The sequence below is a fragment of the Streptomyces sp. NPDC055966 genome (genome assembly GCF_042269865.1).
Lineage (GTDB): Bacteria > Actinomycetota > Actinomycetes > Streptomycetales > Streptomycetaceae > Streptomyces.
Window position 1 is genome coordinate 30,053 of the sequence record NZ_JBHJYK010000022.1, and the last position, 17,185, is coordinate 47,237.

Sequence of the window (17,185 nt, forward strand, 5' to 3'; positions counted from 1 at the left end):
ACACTTCGACTGCGTCATCCGCCCTCACGGTCGGCACCGGCGCGCGGTCACTCTGCTGCTCTGCACGGCGGAACCTCCGAGAGGCGACCATGACCGACCCCGTGAGCCGGACGATCCTGCTGCTGGACATCGAGCGGTTCAGCGACCGAGACGATGTGGAGCAGGCCTATCTGCGGCGCATGCTGTACGACCTCACCGACCGCGCGCTGGAACGCGCGGGCATCGACGAGACCCGGCGCCTGCGCGCCGACCGCGGGGACGCGGTGATGGAGCTGATCGACGCGAACACGTCGGTCACCGCGCTGCTGCGGGTCCTGCTCAGCGAGGTCCCGGCCGAGCTGCGGGCCGTCAACCGCATGGCGTCCCGCTCCGCGCAGATGCGGCTGCGCGGCGTCCTCGCCACCGGCTACGTCGCCGTGGACGAGCACGACGGCTGGGTCGGCTCCGATCTGAACCACGCCTGCCGGCTGCTGGACGCCGCCCTGCTGCGCCGGGCCCTGCGCGAGCGGCCCGACGACTTCGCGCTGTGCGTCTCGGACGCCCTGTACGCCGGGGTGGTGCGCCACGACCACCCGGGTATCCCCGCCGGCGACTTCCGCCCGGTGACGGTGGACAGCAAGAACGGCTCGCTGAAGGCCTGGCTGCACGGGCCGCTGCCGGTCGGCCGGGACGGCCGTGCCGACCGGGATCAGGACCACGGTGACACGGGGGAGGTGCCGGGCGGATCGGGGGACCGCCCGGCACCGCGGCCGCCCGCCGCGCCGGACGGACCGGGGCAGGCCCCGGCGCCGGGCGCGCACACCACCGGGACGTCCATCACCGTCCAGGGCGGCACCTTCAGCGGCGGCGTGCTCGGCGGCAACCAGTACGGCGGCATCAGCGGCGGCCACTTCAGCGGCGACGTCTCCTTCGGCGAACACCGTGGTGAGGGCCGTGGCGACCGCGGCAGGAGAGACGGCCGTGACGGCCGCGGACGGGGTACGGACGCATGAGCACGCCCGAGCCACAGGAACCGCCCCGCCCGGCCGCAGGCCCACCGGCACCCGAGCCGCCGGCCGCGGACGAGCCCCGGCCGGCCGACGCCGCCGCGGACCCGGACGCGGCCGAGGAACGGGACCAGCCGCAGGACGCCTGGTCGGCCCGGCGCGACCTGGTCGACCACAGCCCGCGCTCCATGAACGTCGGCGCCCGGGCCCGCTTCAGCGGCGGCCTGCTCGGCGGCGACCAGCACGGCGGCATCAGCGGCGGCCACTTCAGCGGCGACGTGTTCCTCGGCGGCAAGACGGAGGTCTACCGGTTCGGCGGACCGGGCACCGCGACCCCGGCCTCCGGCGAGGTGCCCGAGGCCACGCTGGCGGAGCTGGAGCGCGGCTTCGCGGCCGACGAGCAGCTGATGGACCGCCTGCTGCGGCGGCTGCGCGAGGACCGGGTCCTGGTGCTGTCCGGGGGCCGCTTCACCGGCCGGCGCACCGCCGCGCTGATGCTGCTGCGCCGCCTCGGCGCCCACCCCGTGCGCACCCTGGCCCGCGACACCACCGCCGGCGGCCTCGCCGACCGGTTCGGTGACGAGCAGGCCGCACCGGACGCGCCGGGCCGGGACAAGGCCCGCGGCCATGTGCTGTGCGACCTCACCCCGCGCCGCGACCAGCCGCTGCGCTGGACCCACCTGCTCGCCGTCCGCGAGCGCCTCGCCGAGCGGGACGCCTACCTCGTCGTCACCCTCGACCCCGGCGCCGCGCTGGACGACGTGACCGCCGAGGAATGGCGGGCGCCGGCCGCCGCCGAGGTGCTCGCCGCCCGGCTGCGTGCCCGCACCGACGAGGAGACGGCCGGCCGGCTGCTCGCCCTGCCGGAGGTCGCCGACTTCCTGCGGCGCAGCCACCAGCCGCGCGAGACGGCCGAGTTCGCCGGGCTGCTCGTCCGGTACGCGTCCGGCGAGGCCGACGCGGCCGACGTGGCACGGTTCTCGCTGGCGTCCCTGGAGAGCCAGGTCCAGGAGTGGTTCGAGGCCCCGGAGTCCGAACTGCACCTGCGCGACAAGGCCTTCCTCGTCGCCCTCGCCGCCTTCGACGGCGGGCCGTACGCGCTCACCGCCGAGCTGAGCGACCTGCTCTACCGCCACCTCCAGGAGACCGAGAACCGCGCCCGGGTCCCCGAGGTCCCCGTCTTCGGCACGCACGTCGGCAAGCGGCTGCACCTGGCCCGCGCGGAGATGAAGTGGGAGCCCGAGCAGACCGAGTGGGGCCCGGTCGACCAGCAGAAGGCCGTGTTCCGCGACGACCGCGCCTCGCTGGTGCTGCTGCGCGAGGTGTGGACGGGCCACCCCTCCGCCCGGCCCGCGCTGATCCGCTGGCTGCGCCAACTGGCCGACGACGGGCGCCCGTTGGTGCGCACCCGGGCCGCCTCCACGGTGGCGGTCCTGGCCCGCACCGATCTGCCGTCCGCGATGGCGCTGGTCATCGAGCCGTGGGGCACCTCCAAGCGGTACCGGCACCGGCTCGTGGCGGTCAACGCGCTCGCCCTGGCCCACCTGGTCGGCACGCCCAACATCCCGCGCATCCTCGACACCTGGTGCGAGGACGGCCCCGCGTCGCTGCGCTGGGTGGCCGTACGGGCGTACGGGCTGATCGGGGCGGAGCGCCCGGCGCAGGCCATGGCCGCCCTGCGCCGCGCCGTACGGCGGCTGTACGAGGACCAGCCCGACGACATCGACGGCGAACTGGGCGAGGAACTGGCCGAGTCCGTCGCGCTGTTGCTGCTGTCGGCCGCGAGCGACAGCGTCCTCGGCGAGCTGTGCGCCCACCTCGACGACGACCGTGCCGTACACGACCTGACGCTGGCCGGCTTCATCGGGGCGTGCGCGCACACCGAGGGCGACGAACGGTACGGCACTCCGCTCGTCCTCGACTGGTTCACCCGCGCGGCCACCGGCCACCCCACCGCCGCCCCCGTGACCGGCGACCGTATGACCGCCGCGCAGGGCGTGCCGTTCCTCTGGCGGGCCGCGCTGGCCGATCTGGGCACCACGCGGCAGGCACTGAAGGTGCTGAGCAACTGGGTGCTGACCGCCGACCGGTCGACGCCCGTCGAGTGGGCCCTGGCCGCGCTGCTGCCGAGGCTCGTCACCACCACCACCGAGTACGAGCGGCTGAGCCACCTGCTGCGCACCATGCCGGGCGAGGACGGCACTCCCCCGCCCGAGGTCGCGGCCCGCCTGCTGACCGTGCTGTCCGCCCACTGACCCACCCGTCCCGCAGACCGACCCATCCGAGACCGACCCGGGAAGACACACCATGCCCTCCTTCCGGCAACCCGAGTGGCAGCAGCCCGCCGACCGGCACACCCAGCTGGTCGACCCGGTGCTCACCGTGCGGCAGCTGTCGCGCTTCGAGTTCAACTTCCGATCCCTGGTCCGCATCGACCACGCGCTCGTCTTCTCCACGCCGAAGGGCTCCTACGAGGCCTATCTGCCGCCCCAGCGGCCCACGCGCGCCGAGATCACGGCCAGGCGCTACTCCGCCGTCTACGAGGTGGACATGGGCGTCCACCCGTACACCTCCACCCTGACGCTGCCGAGCGACAACGACGCCTTCGAGTTCACCGCCGAGATCGACCTGTCCTGGCAGGTGCTGGACCCGGCCCGGTTCGTGGCGAGCGGGCACCGGGACGTGCCCGCGCTGGTGCTCGGCGAGCTCCAGCAGGCGGCCCGGCCGGTCACCCGGCGCTTCCCGGTCGCGCGGAGCGCCTCGGCCGAGCAGGAACTGCTCCAGGCGGTGACCGTGCTGGGGCCGCTCGGGGCGACCGCGGGACTCCAGGTCACCTGGACCCTCCGGGTGCGGCGCGACCAGGCCGACATCGAGCACCAGCAACGGCTGCGGGCCATCGACCACTCCGCCACCGAGCAGTCCTTCGCGGCCCAGCGGGGCATGCAGGTCGACGTGGACATGGACCGCCGACTGCGCCAGCAGGACGCGCTCCAGATCGAGCGGGCCGTCACGTACGGCACACAGCAGCAGGAACTGCTGCTCCAGCAGCAGCGCTGGCAGCACGAGCAGGCCATGCTCGCGAGCGGGCAGCACCATGAGCTCGCCCTCCAACAGGGGCGCCAGCAGGTGGAGTTGCAGCAGATCGAGGCCCAGAAGATCGAGTTCTACCAGTACCACCTCCAGCAGGGCGGCGTGCACTCCTGGGCCCTCCATCTCGCCCAGCACCCCGAGGACTCCCAGCTGGTGATGAGCAGCATGCGCGAGGACCAACTGCGCATGATCCAGGCCCAGATGGACCTGGTGAAGCAGCTGCTGAGCGGCGACACGGCCGAGAACTACGAGCTGGAGGGCCCCAAGCAGCTGGCCCTGCGCACGGTCAGCGACATCCTCAACCAGCGCCTGCCCGGCGTACCGCAGAACCCGCCCCTGCTGCCGCCGGGCCCGCCGCAAGCGGTACCGGCGGATGCGATGCCGGCGGATGCGATGCCGGCGCAGCCCGCGAGCCCTCCGCCGCCCATCGCCCCGGCCGCCCCGCCGGCACCACCAGTACCATCGGCCGCGCCCTACAGCCCGCCGGGGATGCCCGGCCCGTACGCCGCCCCCGGCTTCCCGGCCCCGCCGCCCCCGCCCGCCTACGCCCCGCAGGCACCTGCCTGGCAGCCGCCTCCCGGGTACGGCACGACGCCGACGGTGCCGGATCCGGGTACGGGTGCGGGTGCGGGTACGGGTGCGGCGGCGCAACCGGAGGACACCAAGCCCCCGGCCGCAGCCGACGACAGCGAAGCGAGCGGTACGTGACGACCGCGGACCCCGCCGCGCCGGGGGACCCGGACAGCGCCACCGCCGCCCGGCTCTGCGCACGGCTGCTCGCCGAGACGCGCGGCGAGATCGCCCACGCCGACAACAAGGCCTCCGTCCTCGTCGCCGCGCTCGGGATGACCGCCGGGGTGTTCAGCGCGCTGCTCGCGGGACGGAAGTGGAGCCCGTCCGCGCTCTCCGTGGCCGGCACCGTCGTGTGGTGGGCCGGGGCCCTGTCACTGCTGGTCTCGCTGCTCGCCCTGCTGCTCGCCGTACTGCCCCGCTACCGGCTGGGCGCCTGGACGCCCGGGGAGCCGCTGTCGTACTTCGGCGACATCCAACAGGCCGTCCGGCAGGGCCGCCTGGACGCCGCCCTCGCCGACACCGAGCGGCGTCCCACGGCCGGACTGACCCGCGCGCTCACCGAGAACAGCCGGATCGCCGCGCGCAAGCACCAGTGGATCCGCACCGGGCTCATCGCCTTCTGCGCCGGCACGGTCCTGCTGCCGGCCTCCCTGCTGATCGGCTGATCCGCCGCTCGGCAGCCGTCCCCACGCACCTGAAGGAACGAACGACCGCCATGACCTCACCACCGGACCACCCCGAGCCGTCCGCCCGTCCCCACCCCGAGCCGCCCCCGGCGCCGCCGGCCTACCCGACGGCCTCGCCTACGCCCCCGCCGTACCCGCAGGCAGCCGCCGCTCCCCCGTACCCGCACCCCGCACCCCAGTACCCCGGCCCCCCGCAGGCGGCGGCGCCCGTGCCGCCGCAGTACCCGGGAGCCGCTCCGCAGTACCCGGCGGCGCCGCCGGGTATGGCCCCGGTCGCGCCGCCGGTCCCGCCGGTCCCGCCGGTCCCGCCGCAGCACCCGCACCACATCGACACCGACCGGGGCCGCGTCTTCCTCACCGACAAGCAGCGCCAGACGGACGCCACGGCCTGGGGGAACCTGCTGCTGCACGTGCCCAACTTCCTGTGCAGCCTCTTCGTCGTCGGCCTGATCTCCGCGTTCTTCGGGGGCTTCGGCATCGTCGTCGTGCTCGCCTGGATCGCCAGCGGCGCGCTCGTGTTCCACCGGCCCACCGAGAGCGCCCTCGCGCGCCATGTGTTCCGGCTGCGCCACCCCACTCCGCAGGAACGCGCCACCCTCGAACCGGTCTGGCGGGAGGTCACGGCCCGCGCCGGGGTCGAGGGCCGGAACTACGAGCTGTGGGTGGAGGACAGCGACGCCCTGAACGCCGTCGCGGCCGCCGGGCACATCGTCGGCGTCACCCGCTTCGCCATGAACGGACTGCCCAACGGCGAGCTGGCCGCCGTCATGGCACACGAGCTGGGCCACCACGTCGGCGGCCACGCCTGGTCCTCGCTGCTCGGCTACTGGTACGCCCTGCCCGGCCGGACGGCCTGGCGGGTGCTGAAGGCCGGCTCGGGCTTCATGTTCAAGATCTCGCGCGCCTTCGGCTGCTTCGGCATCGGCTTCCTCTTCCTGGTCGTCGGCAGCATCGGACTCGCCACGATCAGCACGTTCTACGGCCTGCCGCTGCTGCTCCTGGCCGTGCCGTACGCCCTGGCCGCCGTCGGCCGCCGCGCCGAACTGCGGGCCGACGAGCACGCCGCCGCGCTGGGCTTCGCCCCCATGCTGGCGGCCGTCCTCGACAAGATGCACCGGCAGGAGCAGTGGCAGCAGGCCCAGCTGGCCGCGCGGAACGGCGGACGGCACGTCGAGGAGAGCGCACTCGCCCGGCTGCTGTCCTCCCACCCCGACCACCACACCCGGCTGCACCACCTCCAGCCCTACCTGCAACCGCAGGGCCCGGCACAACAGAGGTGAACAACGCCGAAGGGCGGCCACCCCGAAACGGGGTGGCCGCCCTTCATGCTGCTCGCTTACTGGTTGTACGGACCGTAGTCGTAGTCCTCCAGCGGAACGGCCTGGCCGGAGCCGGTGCCGAACGGCGAGTAGTCGATGTCGTCGTAGCCGACGGCCGAGTACATCGCGGCCTTGGCCTCCTCGGTCGGCTCGACCCGGATGTTGCGGTAGCGGGACAGGCCCGTACCGGCCGGGATGAGCTTACCGATGATGACGTTCTCCTTGAGGCCGATGAGGCTGTCGGACTTGGCGTTGATCGCCGCGTCCGTCAGGACTCGGGTCGTCTCCTGGAAGGAGGCGGCCGACAGCCAGGACTCCGTCGCCAGCGAGGCCTTGGTGATACCCATCAGCTGCGGACGACCGGAGGCCGGGTGACCGCCCTCCTGGACCACACGACGGTTCTCGGTCTCGAACTTCGAGCGCTCGACCAGCTCGCCGGGCAGCAGCTCGGCGTCGCCGGACTCGATGATCGTCACGCGGCGGAGCATCTGCCGGATGATGATCTCGATGTGCTTGTCGTGGATCGACACACCCTGCGAGTTGTAGACCTTCTGGACCTCGCCGACCAGGTGGACCTGGACGGCACGCTGACCCAGGATGCGCAGCACGTCGTGCGGGTTGGTGGCACCCACGGTGAGCTGCTGGCCCACCTCGACGTGGTCGCCCTCGCGGACCAGGACCTTGGCACGCTTCGAGATCGGGAACGCCGTCTCGTCGCTGCCGTCGTCCGGGGTGACGATGATCTTCTTGGTCTTCTCGGTCTCCTCGATCCGGACGCGGCCGGAGGCCTCGGAGATCGGGGCGACACCCTTCGGGGTACGGGCCTCGAAGAGCTCGACGACACGCGGCAGACCCTGGGTGATGTCGTCACCGGCCACACCACCGGTGTGGAAGGTACGCATCGTCAGCTGGGTACCGGGCTCACCGATGGACTGGGCGGCGATGATGCCGACCGCCTCGCCGATGTCCACCAGCTTGCCGGTGGCCAGCGAACGGCCGTAGCACATCGCGCAGGTGCCGACGGCGGACTCGCAGGTCAGGACCGAGCGGGTCTTGACCTCCTCGACGCCACGGGCGACCAGCTCGTCCATGAGGACGTCACCGAGGTCGGTGCCGGCCGGGGCCAGGACCTGACCGTCGACCACGATGTCCTCGGCGAGGCAGCGCGCGTACACGGACGTCTCGACGTCGTCCGCCTTGCGCAGCACGCCGTCCGCGCCCCGCTCCGCGATCCGGAGCTTGAGACCGCGCTCGGTGCCGCAGTCCTCCTCGCGGATGATGACGTCCTGCGAGACGTCGACCAGACGACGGGTGAGGTAACCCGAGTCGGCGGTACGCAGGGCGGTGTCCGCCAGACCCTTACGGGCACCGTGCGTGGAGATGAAGTACTCCAGCACGGACAGACCCTCACGGAACGAGGCCTTGATCGGACGCGGGATGGTCTCGTTCTTCGCGTTCGACACCAGACCACGCATACCGGCGATCTGCCGCATCTGCATCATGTTTCCTCGGGCACCCGAGTCAACCATCATGAAGATGGGGTTGGTCTTGGGGAAGTTCTCGTTCATCGCCTCGGCGACCTCGTTGGTCGCCTTGGTCCAGATCGCGATGAGCTCCTGAGTGCGCTCTTCCTTGGTGATCAGACCGCGCTCGTACTGCTTCTGGACCTTCTCGTCCTGCGCCTCGTAGCCCGCGACGATGGCCTTCTTCGCCTCGGGGACGACGACGTCGGAGATGGCCACGGTGACACCGGAACGGGTGCCCCAGTAGAAGCCGGCCGACTTCAGGTTGTCGAGCGTCGCCGCCACGATGACCTTGGGGTAGCGCTCGGCCAGGTCGTTGACGATCTCGCCGAGCTGCTTCTTGCCCACCGAGTAGTCGACGAACGGGTAGTCCTCGGGCAGCAGCTCGTTGAAGAGCGCGCGGCCCAGCGTGGTGCGCAGGCGGAACGAGTCACCCTGCTGCCACTCGGGCTCGCCCTCCTCGCGGGCCGGCGGGGTCCAGCCGCGCGGCGGGATGGTGCCCACCGGGAAGCGGATGTCCACGGCCGACTGGAGCGCCAGCTCGCCGGCGTCGAACGCCATGATCGCCTCGGCCGTGGAGCCGAACGCGCGGCCCTCGCCCTTGACGTCACGCAGCTCGCCGTCGGTGGTGAGGAAGAACAGACCGAGGACCATGTCCTGGGTCGGCATCGTCACCGGGCGGCCGTCGGCCGGCTTGAGGATGTTGTTCGAGGACAGCATCAGGATGCGGGCCTCGGCCTGCGCCTCCGCGGACAGCGGCAGGTGCACGGCCATCTGGTCACCGTCGAAGTCCGCGTTGAACGCGGTGCAGACGAGCGGGTGGATCTGGATGGCCTTGCCCTCGACCAGCTGCGGCTCGAAGGCCTGGATGCCGAGGCGGTGCAGGGTGGGCGCACGGTTCAGCAGCACCGGGTGCTCGGCGATGACCTCTTCGAGGACGTCGTACACGACGGTGCGGCCGCGCTCGACCATGCGCTTGGCCGACTTGATGTTCTGCGCGTGGTTCAGGTCCACCAGGCGCTTCATCACGAACGGCTTGAACAGCTCCAGCGCCATGGCCTTCGGCAGACCGCACTGGTGCAGCTTGAGCTGCGGGCCGACGACGATGACGGAACGCGCCGAGTAGTCGACTCGCTTGCCGAGCAGGTTCTGACGGAAGCGACCCTGCTTGCCCTTGAGCATGTCGGACAGCGACTTCAGCGGACGGTTGCCGGGGCCCGTGACCGGGCGACCACGACGGCCGTTGTCGAAGAGCGCGTCGACGGCCTCCTGGAGCATGCGCTTCTCGTTGTTCACGATGATCTCGGGCGCACCGAGGTCGAGAAGGCGCTTCAGGCGGTTGTTGCGGTTGATGACACGGCGGTACAGGTCGTTCAGGTCGGAGGTCGCGAAGCGGCCACCGTCCAGCTGCACCATCGGACGCAGGTCCGGCGGGATGACCGGGACGCAGTCCAGGACCATGCCCTTGGGGCTGTTGGACGTCTGCAGGAACGCGGAGACGACCTTCAGCCGCTTCAGGGCGCGGGTCTTCTTCTGGCCCTTGCCGGTGCGGATGATCTCGCGGAGCCGCTCGGCCTCCTCCTCCAGGTCGAAGGACTCCAGGCGCTTCTGCAGCGCCGCGGCACCCATCGAGCCGTCGAAGTACGTGCCGAAGCGGTCACGCAGCTCGCGGTAGAGCAGCTCGTCGCCCTCCAGGTCCTGGACCTTGAGGTTCTTGAACCGGGCCCACACCTCGTCGAGGCGGTCGATCTCGCGCTGCGCACGGTCGCGCAGCTGCTTCATCTCGCGCTCGGCACCCTCGCGCACCTTGCGGCGCACGTCGGCCTTGGCGCCCTCGGCCTCCAGCTCGGCCAGGTCGGCCTCAAGCTTCTTGGCGCGGGCCTCCAGGTCGGAGTCGCGGCGGTTCTCGATCTGCTGGCGCTCGACCGAGACGTGCGCCTCCAGGGAGGGCAGGTCGCGGGTACGGCGCTCCTCGTCGACGTACGTGATCATGTACGCCGCGAAGTAGATGACCTTCTCCAGGTCCTTCGGGGCGAGGTCCAGCAGGTAGCCCAGCCGGGACGGGACGCCCTTGAAGTACCAGATGTGGGTGACGGGGGCGGCCAGCTCGATGTGGCCCATCCGCTCACGGCGCACCTTGGCGCGCGTGACCTCGACGCCACAGCGCTCGCAGATGATGCCCTTGAAGCGGACGCGCTTGTACTTGCCGCAGTAGCACTCCCAGTCCCGGGTCGGACCGAAGATCTTCTCGCAGAAGAGTCCGTCCTTTTCGGGCTTCAGGGTGCGGTAGTTGATGGTCTCGGGCTTCTTGACCTCGCCGTGGCTCCACTGACGGATGTCGTCAGCGGTGGCCAGGCCGATCCGGAGCTCGTCGAAGAAGTTGACGTCGAGCACTATGCGTCAATCCCTCTCAGGGTCGTAAGTCTGTGGTCTGAAACGGGGGCCTGGGGGTCGGCGGGGGCCTCACTCATCGGCGAGGCCCCTGCCGGACTCCCGTCAGACCTCTTCGACGCTGCTCGGCTCGCGCCGGGACAGGTCGATACCGAGCTCCTCCGCAGCGCGGAAGACGTCCTCATCGGTGTCGCGCATCTCGATGGACATACCGTCGCTGGACAGCACCTCCACGTTCAGGCAGAGCGACTGCATCTCCTTGATGAGCACCTTGAAGGACTCGGGGATGCCGGGCTCGGGGATGTTCTCACCCTTGACGATGGCCTCGTAGACCTTCACGCGGCCGGTGACGTCGTCGGACTTGATGGTCAGCAGCTCCTGGAGGGCGTACGCGGCGCCGTAAGCCTCCAGCGCCCACACCTCCATCTCACCGAAGCGCTGGCCGCCGAACTGCGCCTTACCACCCAGCGGCTGCTGGGTGATCATCGAGTACGGGCCGGTCGAGCGGGCGTGCAGCTTGTCGTCGACCAGGTGGTGCAGCTTGAGGATGTACATGTAGCCGACCGAGATCGGGTCCGGGAACGGCTCACCGCTACGGCCGTCGAACAGCCGCGCCTTGCCGGACGGGAGCACCATGCGCTCGCCGTCGCGGTTCGGGATGGTGTGCTGCAGCAGACCCGCCAGCTCGTCCTCGCGGGCACCGTCGAAGACCGGGGTCGCGACGTTGGTGCGCGGGGCGACCTGGTCGGCGCCGATGGCCTGGAGGCGCTGGGCCCACTCGTCCGCGAGGCCGGAGACGTCCCAGCCGCGGCTGGCGAGCCAGCCGAGGTGGATCTCCAGGACCTGTCCCGGGTTCATTCGGGACGGGACACCGAGCGGGTTCAGGATGATGTCGACCGGGGTGCCGTCCTCCAGGAACGGCATGTCCTCGATCGGCAGGATCTTGGAGATGACACCCTTGTTGCCGTGCCGGCCGGCGAGCTTGTCACCGTCCGTGATCTTGCGCTTCTGCGCGACGTAGACGCGGACCAGCTGGTTCACGCCCGGCGGCAGCTCGTCGCCCTCCTCGCGGTCGAAGACGCGCACGCCGATGACCTTGCCGGTCTCGCCGTGCGGCACCTTCAGCGAGGTGTCACGGACCTCACGGGCCTTCTCACCGAAGATCGCGCGCAGCAGGCGCTCCTCGGGGGTCAGCTCGGTCTCACCCTTCGGGGTCACCTTGCCGACGAGGATGTCGCCGGCGATGACCTCGGCACCGATGCGGATGATGCCGCGCTCGTCGAGGTCGGCGAGGACCTCCTCGGAGACGTTCGGGATGTCCCGGGTGATCTCCTCGGGGCCGAGCTTGGTGTCACGGGCGTCGACCTCGTGCTCCTCGATGTGGATCGAGGAGAGGACGTCGTCCTGCACGAGGCGCTGCGACAGGATGATCGCGTCCTCGTAGTTGTGACCCTCCCACGGCATGAACGCCACGAGCAGGTTCTTGCCGAGGGCCATCTCGCCGTTCTGGGTGGCCGGACCGTCGGCGAGGACCTGGCCCTCGATGACGCGGTCGCCCTCGTTGACGATGACCTTCTGGTTGACCGAGGTGCCCTGGTTGGACCGGGAGAACTTGGCCAGGCGGTACGTGATGTACGTGCCGTCGTCGTTGGCGGTGGTGATGTAGTCCGCGGAGACCTCCTGGACCACACCGTCCTTCTCGGCCTTGACCACGTCGCCGGCGTCGACGGCGGAGCGGTACTCCATGCCGGTGCCGACGAGCGGGGACTCGGACTTGATCAGCGGTACGGCCTGACGCATCATGTTCGCGCCCATGAGGGCACGGTTGGCGTCGTCGTGCTCCAGGAAGGGGATCATGGCGGTCGCGACCGACACCATCTGGCGCGGCGAGACGTCCATGTAGTCCACGTCCTCGGGGGCGACGTAGTCGACCTCGCCGCCGCGGCGGCGGACCAGGACACGGGCCTCGGCGAACCGCATCTCCTCGTTCAGCGGCGCGTTGGCCTGCGCGATGACGAAGCGGTCCTCCTCGTCGGCGGTCAGGTAGTCCACCTCGTCGGTGACCACACCGTGCTCGTCGACCTTGCGGTACGGGGTCTCGACGAAACCGAACGCGTTGACGCGGCCGTAGGAGGCGAGCGAGCCGATCAGACCGATGTTCGGGCCTTCGGGCGTCTCGATCGGGCACATGCGGCCGTAGTGCGACGGGTGCACGTCACGGACCTCGAAGCCGGCCCGCTCACGGGAGAGACCACCCGGGCCGAGGGCGTTCAGACGACGCTTGTGCGTCAGCCCCGACAGCGGGTTGTTCTGGTCCATGAACTGGGACAGCTGCGACGTACCGAAGAACTCCTTGATCGACGCCACCACCGGGCGGATGTTGATCAGGGTCTGCGGCGTGATCGCCTCGACGTCCTGGGTGGTCATGCGCTCGCGCACGACGCGCTCCATACGGGCGAGACCCGTACGGACCTGGTTCTGGATGAGCTCGCCGACGCTGCGGATACGACGGTTGCCGAAGTGGTCGATGTCGTCGGTCTCGACCATGATCGTGCGGCCGGACTCGCCGGTCGTCTCGGTCTCACCGGCGTGCAGCTTCACCAGGTACTTGATGGTGGCGATGACGTCGTCGGTGGTGAGCACGCCGGCGTCCAGCGGCTCGTCCGCGCCGAGCTTCTTGTTCACCTTGTAGCGGCCGACCTTGGCGAGGTCGTAGCGCTTCGGGTTGAAGTAGAGGTTCTCCAGCAGCGTCTGCGCGGCCTCGCGCGTGGGGGGCTCGCCCGGACGCAGCTTGCGGTAGATGTCGAGCAGCGCGTCGTCCTGGCCCTGGGTGTGGTCCTTCTCCAGGGTGGCGCGCATGGACTCGTACTCGCCGAACTCCTCGAGGATCTGCTCGGTCGTCCAGCCGAGAGCCTTCAGCAGCACGGTGACCGACTGCTTGCGCTTGCGGTCGATACGGACACCGACCATGTCGCGCTTGTCGATCTCCATCTCCAGCCAGGCACCCCGGGACGGGATGATCTTGGCGGAGAAGATGTCCTTGTCGGACGTCTTGTCGATGGAGGAGTCGAAGTAGACACCGGGGGAACGGACCAGCTGGGACACCACGACACGCTCGGTGCCGTTGATGACGAAGGTGCCCTTGTTCGTCATGAGCGGGAAGTCGCCCATGAAGACCGTCTGGGACTTGATCTCACCGGTCTCGTTGTTGGTGAACTCGGCGGTGACGAAGAGCGGGGCGGCGTACGTGAAGTCGCGCTCCTTGCACTCGTCGATGGAGTTCTTCGGCGGCTCGAAGCGGTGGTCCCGGAACGTCAGGGACATCGACCCGGAGAAGTCCTCGATCGGGGAGATCTCCTCGAAGATCTCCTCCAGACCGGACTTGGTGGGGACGTCCTGACCGTTCTCCAGAGCCTCCTCGACCCGACTCTGCCAGGCGGTGTTGCCGAGCAGCCAGTCAAAGCTCTCGGTCTGCAGCGCGAGCAGGTTCGGAACCTCGAGAGGCTCCTTGATCTTTGCAAAGGAGATGCGCAGCGGGGCGGTGCTGGCGCCGTTGTTCGTATTCGCGGTCGAGGCATTGCGCGAGGCGGCCAAGAGGGGGTCCTTCCGAGGGCTCGGACTCACTACGCGCGTGCCGGCCCCTCTCCCACGCATAGAGACAGAAACCCCAGGTCAAGGGTGCTTTTGTCGTCGATGCTCGATTGAGGGCAGACCCCTGGTGACGGGCAGGGGACAGCTAACAGGCAGCGCAAAGGGTCAGTGTAGCCACTTGGCACACTGATGTCCAGTCCCGGGTTGCTGAGACCCTTGCGACTCTCGTTGTTCTCAACGCCTTCGTCAACGCCCTCGGCATGCTGCCCTCAACGCACGTTGATACTGCCCTCTTCGTCGTCGATCCATGCCTCGGATTCGGATCCTTGTGACGACGCGTCCTGAGAATTGCGCGCTGCGTGCGGTTCGTCAAGGCCCCCCAGTCCGAAGCGGGCGGTCCGCGGACGGTCCGGAGACACGACGAAGATCACCATACCCCTCGCCGTCGCGAGTGCAAGGCAACCGTGGTCGGGCCCGCCGGGAACGCCGAAGAGCGACCACCCGGATGGATGATCGCTCTTCGGTGCGTTCGCGTTACAGCCCCAGGGGGCGCTTTTTACGGCGCCACAGGGCTGCGGTCAGCGCGCGTTCGAGTCCTTGAGGACCCGGAAGGTCTTACTTGACCTCGACGGAGGCACCGGCGCCCTTGAGGGCCTCGGCGGCCTTGTCAGCGGCCTCCTTGTTGACCTTCTCGAGGACCGGCTTCGGGGTGCCGTCGACCAGGTCCTTGGCCTCCTTGAGGCCCAGGGAGGTGAGCTCGCGCACGACCTTGATGACCTGGATCTTCTTCTCGCCGGCGCCCGTGAGGATGACGTCGAACTCGTCCTTCTCCTCAGCGGCCTCGGCGGGGGCGGCCGGGCCGGCCGGGCCCGCGACGGCGACCGCGGCGGCGGCGGTGACGTCGAACTTCTCCTCGAACGCCTTCACGAACTCGGAGAGCTGGATGAGGGTCATGCCCTCGAACTCGGCGAGCAGTTCGTCCTGGGTGAGAGCCATGATGGCTTTCCTTCCACTCAATCGGCAGGTGCCGGATGTACATGAATGGCGGGCGTACGTTCGGCCCGCTACGACCGCTGCCTCAGGCGGCGGTCATGATGCGAGCCGAATTACTCGGCACCGCCCTGCTCGTCCTGCTTGGCGCGAAGAGCGTCCACGGTGCGGACGAGCTTCGAGGGAAGCGCCTGGAAGAGCTGAGCAGCCTGGGACTGCTTGCCCTTGAAGGCACCCGCCAGCTTGGAGAGCAGAACCTCGCGGGACTCAAGGTCCGCAAGCTTCTTGATCTCGTCGGCGGACATCGCCTTGCCGTCAAGGACACCGCCCTTGATGACGAGATTCGGGTTGTCCTTGGCGAAGTCACGGAGACCCTTCGCCGACTCCACCGGGTCACCGGTGACGAAGGCGACAGCCGTCGGACCAGCGAAGAGCTGGTCGTCCAGCGTGATCCCGGCCTCGTTGGCCGCAATCTTGGTCAGCGTGTTCTTCACCACGGCGTACTGGGCGTTCTCACCGAGCGACCGGCGCAGCGTCTTGAGCTGCGCCACGGTGAGACCGCGGTACTCGGTCAGCACGGCGGCGTTGGAGCTGCGGAACTTGTCCGTCAGCTCGGCAACCGCGGCAGCCTTGTCGGGCCTCGCCATAGAGCCTCGGCCTCCTTCCGGGTGATTCTGACCGCGCGGACCCGAAGGAGGACTGGGTAAACGAAACGCCCCGGCGCAGGCGCTCGGGGCGGACTCGACCGGCCGCATACGCGCGGGGCGCACACTCCGGGAGTTCTTCCACTGACACCTGCGCGGGTCGTCCACTTTTCAGCGGATCCTTCGGCCACCGCGCCCTCGTGGGAGCGCACGGCAACGACCAGCGGTCTTTGGCTTCGGGAAGAGAGTACGGGAACGGGCCGCACGGGAGCAAATCCGGCGGCCCGCCCGTCCGGTCAGAGGGTTCAGGAGGCGCCGGCGGAGCCGCTCGCCACGTTCCCCGTGCCGGAGGTGCCGAGGGACTTCAGCAGGTCCTTGAAGTCCTTGGTGTCGCCGGCCGGGGGCGCCTCGGCGGAGACCTGCACGCCGTAGTCGCTGTAGTAGGCGGTGTTGGTCAGCGCGCCCTTGGCCGTGTGCGCCTTCTCGGTCTTCTTCACCAGCAGGTTCTGGTCGTTGATCCAGATGTCGATGGTCTCGGTGGTGATCCCCGCCGTGTTGAGCTGGGCCTTCAGGCCCGCCATCTGGTCCGCGGTGAGGTTGCTGCTCCTGCCCGCGAGGTCGGCGACGTTCACCGTGCCCGAGTAGTGCGTGGCGTGGGTGCCGGAGACCGACTCCTCGCCCACCTTCTTCACATCGCCGGAGGCCAGCAGCATCTGCACGGAGGAGTTCGGCGTGGAGGTCCGGATCTGGTCCTTCATGTACGCCCCGGAGGCGCCGCCGAACTTGGCGAGGTCGTCGTACGAGTACCTGAGCCAGTGCTTGCCGCCCATGCGCTGGGCTGACGCGTCGCCCATGTTCACGTAGTAGGCGTCCGGCAGATAGCGGGCCTGCATCGACGGGGCCGCGCCGCTCTTGCGCATGACCTCGGCCAGCTGTCCGCCGGTGTAGGTGATGGTCAGGTCGCCGCGGAGGCCGTCGCCCCAGCGCAGGGACCCGGTCGACGACGCCGACATCACGTCGCCGATGGACATCGTGGAGCGCACCTTGGCCGAGCTCGCCTTGTCGGTGGACTGCTCGGCGGCGCGCAGCACGGCGGCGATGGGGCTGACGTGGATCGTGCCGCCGCCGGACGCCTTGTCGCTCTTGCCCGAGCCGGTGGAGGAGCCGCAGGCCGCCACGGACGTCAGTGCGGCGGCCGCCGCTACGGAAAGGGCCGTACGGCGGACGGTCGTGCTCTTCATCTGGTCCCACCCCTATGAGTCGTGTGCCCTGCACGGTAGCCAAGGGCACTGACAGCCGTGCGACAGGCTGCACAGAGAAAGGACGGGCCCCGCACCTGGAAGGTTGCGGGGCCCGCCCTCTGCTTCACGCGTCCCTGACGCGGCTACCGGG

The 17,185-nt window shown here is 69.9% G+C and carries 10 protein-coding genes; 5 read left to right on the forward strand and 5 right to left on the reverse strand.

Annotated features, from left to right (window positions below; all coding sequences use genetic code 11):
- Nucleotides 1-89 precede the first annotated feature (89 nt).
- From ACFC8N_RS36860 to ACFC8N_RS36880, 5 genes are read left to right on the forward strand one after another with little or no spacing between them, the layout of a single operon-like run.
- The gene (locus ACFC8N_RS36860; protein WP_376293351.1) at nucleotides 90-992 is read left to right on the forward strand and encodes a hypothetical protein; all 903 of its coding nucleotides are present in this window, start codon (nucleotides 90-92) and stop codon (nucleotides 990-992) included.
- Nucleotides 989-3,241 carry a hypothetical protein gene (locus ACFC8N_RS36865; protein WP_356027382.1) on the forward strand — a complete coding sequence of 751 codons (2,253 nt, stop codon included), beginning with the start codon at nucleotides 989-991 and terminating at the stop codon, nucleotides 3,239-3,241. Before ACFC8N_RS36860 ends, ACFC8N_RS36865 begins: the two co-directional genes overlap by 4 nt.
- Nucleotides 3,242-3,293: 52 nt before the next feature.
- Nucleotides 3,294-4,784 (forward strand): hypothetical protein, encoded by a 1,491-nt coding sequence (locus tag ACFC8N_RS36870; protein WP_376293355.1) that lies wholly within the window; start codon nucleotides 3,294-3,296, stop codon nucleotides 4,782-4,784.
- Nucleotides 4,781-5,314, forward strand: a complete 534-nt coding sequence (locus ACFC8N_RS36875) for a Pycsar system effector family protein (RefSeq protein ID WP_356027387.1) — start codon at nucleotides 4,781-4,783, stop codon at nucleotides 5,312-5,314. The genes ACFC8N_RS36870 and ACFC8N_RS36875 overlap by 4 nt, the downstream gene beginning before the upstream one ends.
- A 50-nt stretch (nucleotides 5,315-5,364) precedes the next feature.
- Nucleotides 5,365-6,615, forward strand: a complete 1,251-nt coding sequence (locus tag ACFC8N_RS36880; RefSeq protein WP_376293358.1) for a M48 family metalloprotease — start codon at nucleotides 5,365-5,367, stop codon at nucleotides 6,613-6,615.
- Nucleotides 6,616-6,671: 56 nt separating this feature from the next.
- On the opposite strand, the gene ACFC8N_RS36885 is transcribed toward ACFC8N_RS36880, so the two are convergent.
- The 5 genes from ACFC8N_RS36885 to ACFC8N_RS36905 all read right to left on the reverse strand — a co-directional run bounded on the left by ACFC8N_RS36885 (nucleotide 6,672) and on the right by ACFC8N_RS36905 (nucleotide 17,034).
- Nucleotides 6,672-10,571 carry a DNA-directed RNA polymerase subunit beta' gene (locus ACFC8N_RS36885; RefSeq protein WP_356027392.1) on the reverse strand — a complete coding sequence of 1,300 codons (3,900 nt, stop codon included), beginning with the start codon at nucleotides 10,569-10,571 and terminating at the stop codon, nucleotides 6,672-6,674.
- A 102-nt stretch (nucleotides 10,572-10,673) separates the two neighbouring features.
- The gene (rpoB, locus tag ACFC8N_RS36890) at nucleotides 10,674-14,162 is read right to left on the reverse strand and encodes a DNA-directed RNA polymerase subunit beta (protein WP_356027394.1); all 3,489 of its coding nucleotides are present in this window, start codon (nucleotides 14,160-14,162) and stop codon (nucleotides 10,674-10,676) included.
- Between the two features lie 612 nt (nucleotides 14,163-14,774).
- Nucleotides 14,775-15,158 (reverse strand): 50S ribosomal protein L7/L12, encoded by a 384-nt coding sequence (gene rplL, locus ACFC8N_RS36895; RefSeq protein WP_107471362.1) that lies wholly within the window; start codon nucleotides 15,156-15,158, stop codon nucleotides 14,775-14,777.
- Nucleotides 15,159-15,265: 107 nt separating this feature from the next.
- The gene (gene rplJ / locus ACFC8N_RS36900) at nucleotides 15,266-15,796 is read right to left on the reverse strand and encodes a 50S ribosomal protein L10 (protein WP_071385035.1); all 531 of its coding nucleotides are present in this window, start codon (nucleotides 15,794-15,796) and stop codon (nucleotides 15,266-15,268) included.
- Nucleotides 15,797-16,098: 302 nt separating this feature from the next.
- Nucleotides 16,099-17,034 (reverse strand): hypothetical protein, encoded by a 936-nt coding sequence (locus ACFC8N_RS36905; protein WP_362823181.1) that lies wholly within the window; start codon nucleotides 17,032-17,034, stop codon nucleotides 16,099-16,101.
- Nucleotides 17,035-17,185: the final 151 nt, after the last annotated feature.

What these genes read in the sequence shown, in the direction of transcription:
- ACFC8N_RS36860 (WP_376293351.1), top strand. Translation starts at nt 90, where the DNA reads ATGACCGACCCCGTGAGCCGGACGATCCTGCTGCTGGACATCGAGCGG.
- ACFC8N_RS36865 (WP_356027382.1), top strand. Translation starts at nt 989, where the DNA reads ATGAGCACGCCCGAGCCACAGGAACCGCCCCGCCCGGCCGCAGGCCCA.
- ACFC8N_RS36870 (WP_376293355.1), top strand. Translation starts at nt 3,294, where the DNA reads ATGCCCTCCTTCCGGCAACCCGAGTGGCAGCAGCCCGCCGACCGGCAC.
- ACFC8N_RS36880 (WP_376293358.1), top strand. Translation starts at nt 5,365, where the DNA reads ATGACCTCACCACCGGACCACCCCGAGCCGTCCGCCCGTCCCCACCCC.
- rplJ (WP_071385035.1), bottom strand. Translation starts at nt 15,796, where the DNA reads ATGGCGAGGCCCGACAAGGCTGCCGCGGTTGCCGAGCTGACGGACAAG.
- ACFC8N_RS36905 (WP_362823181.1), bottom strand. Translation starts at nt 17,034, where the DNA reads ATGAAGAGCACGACCGTCCGCCGTACGGCCCTTTCCGTAGCGGCGGCC.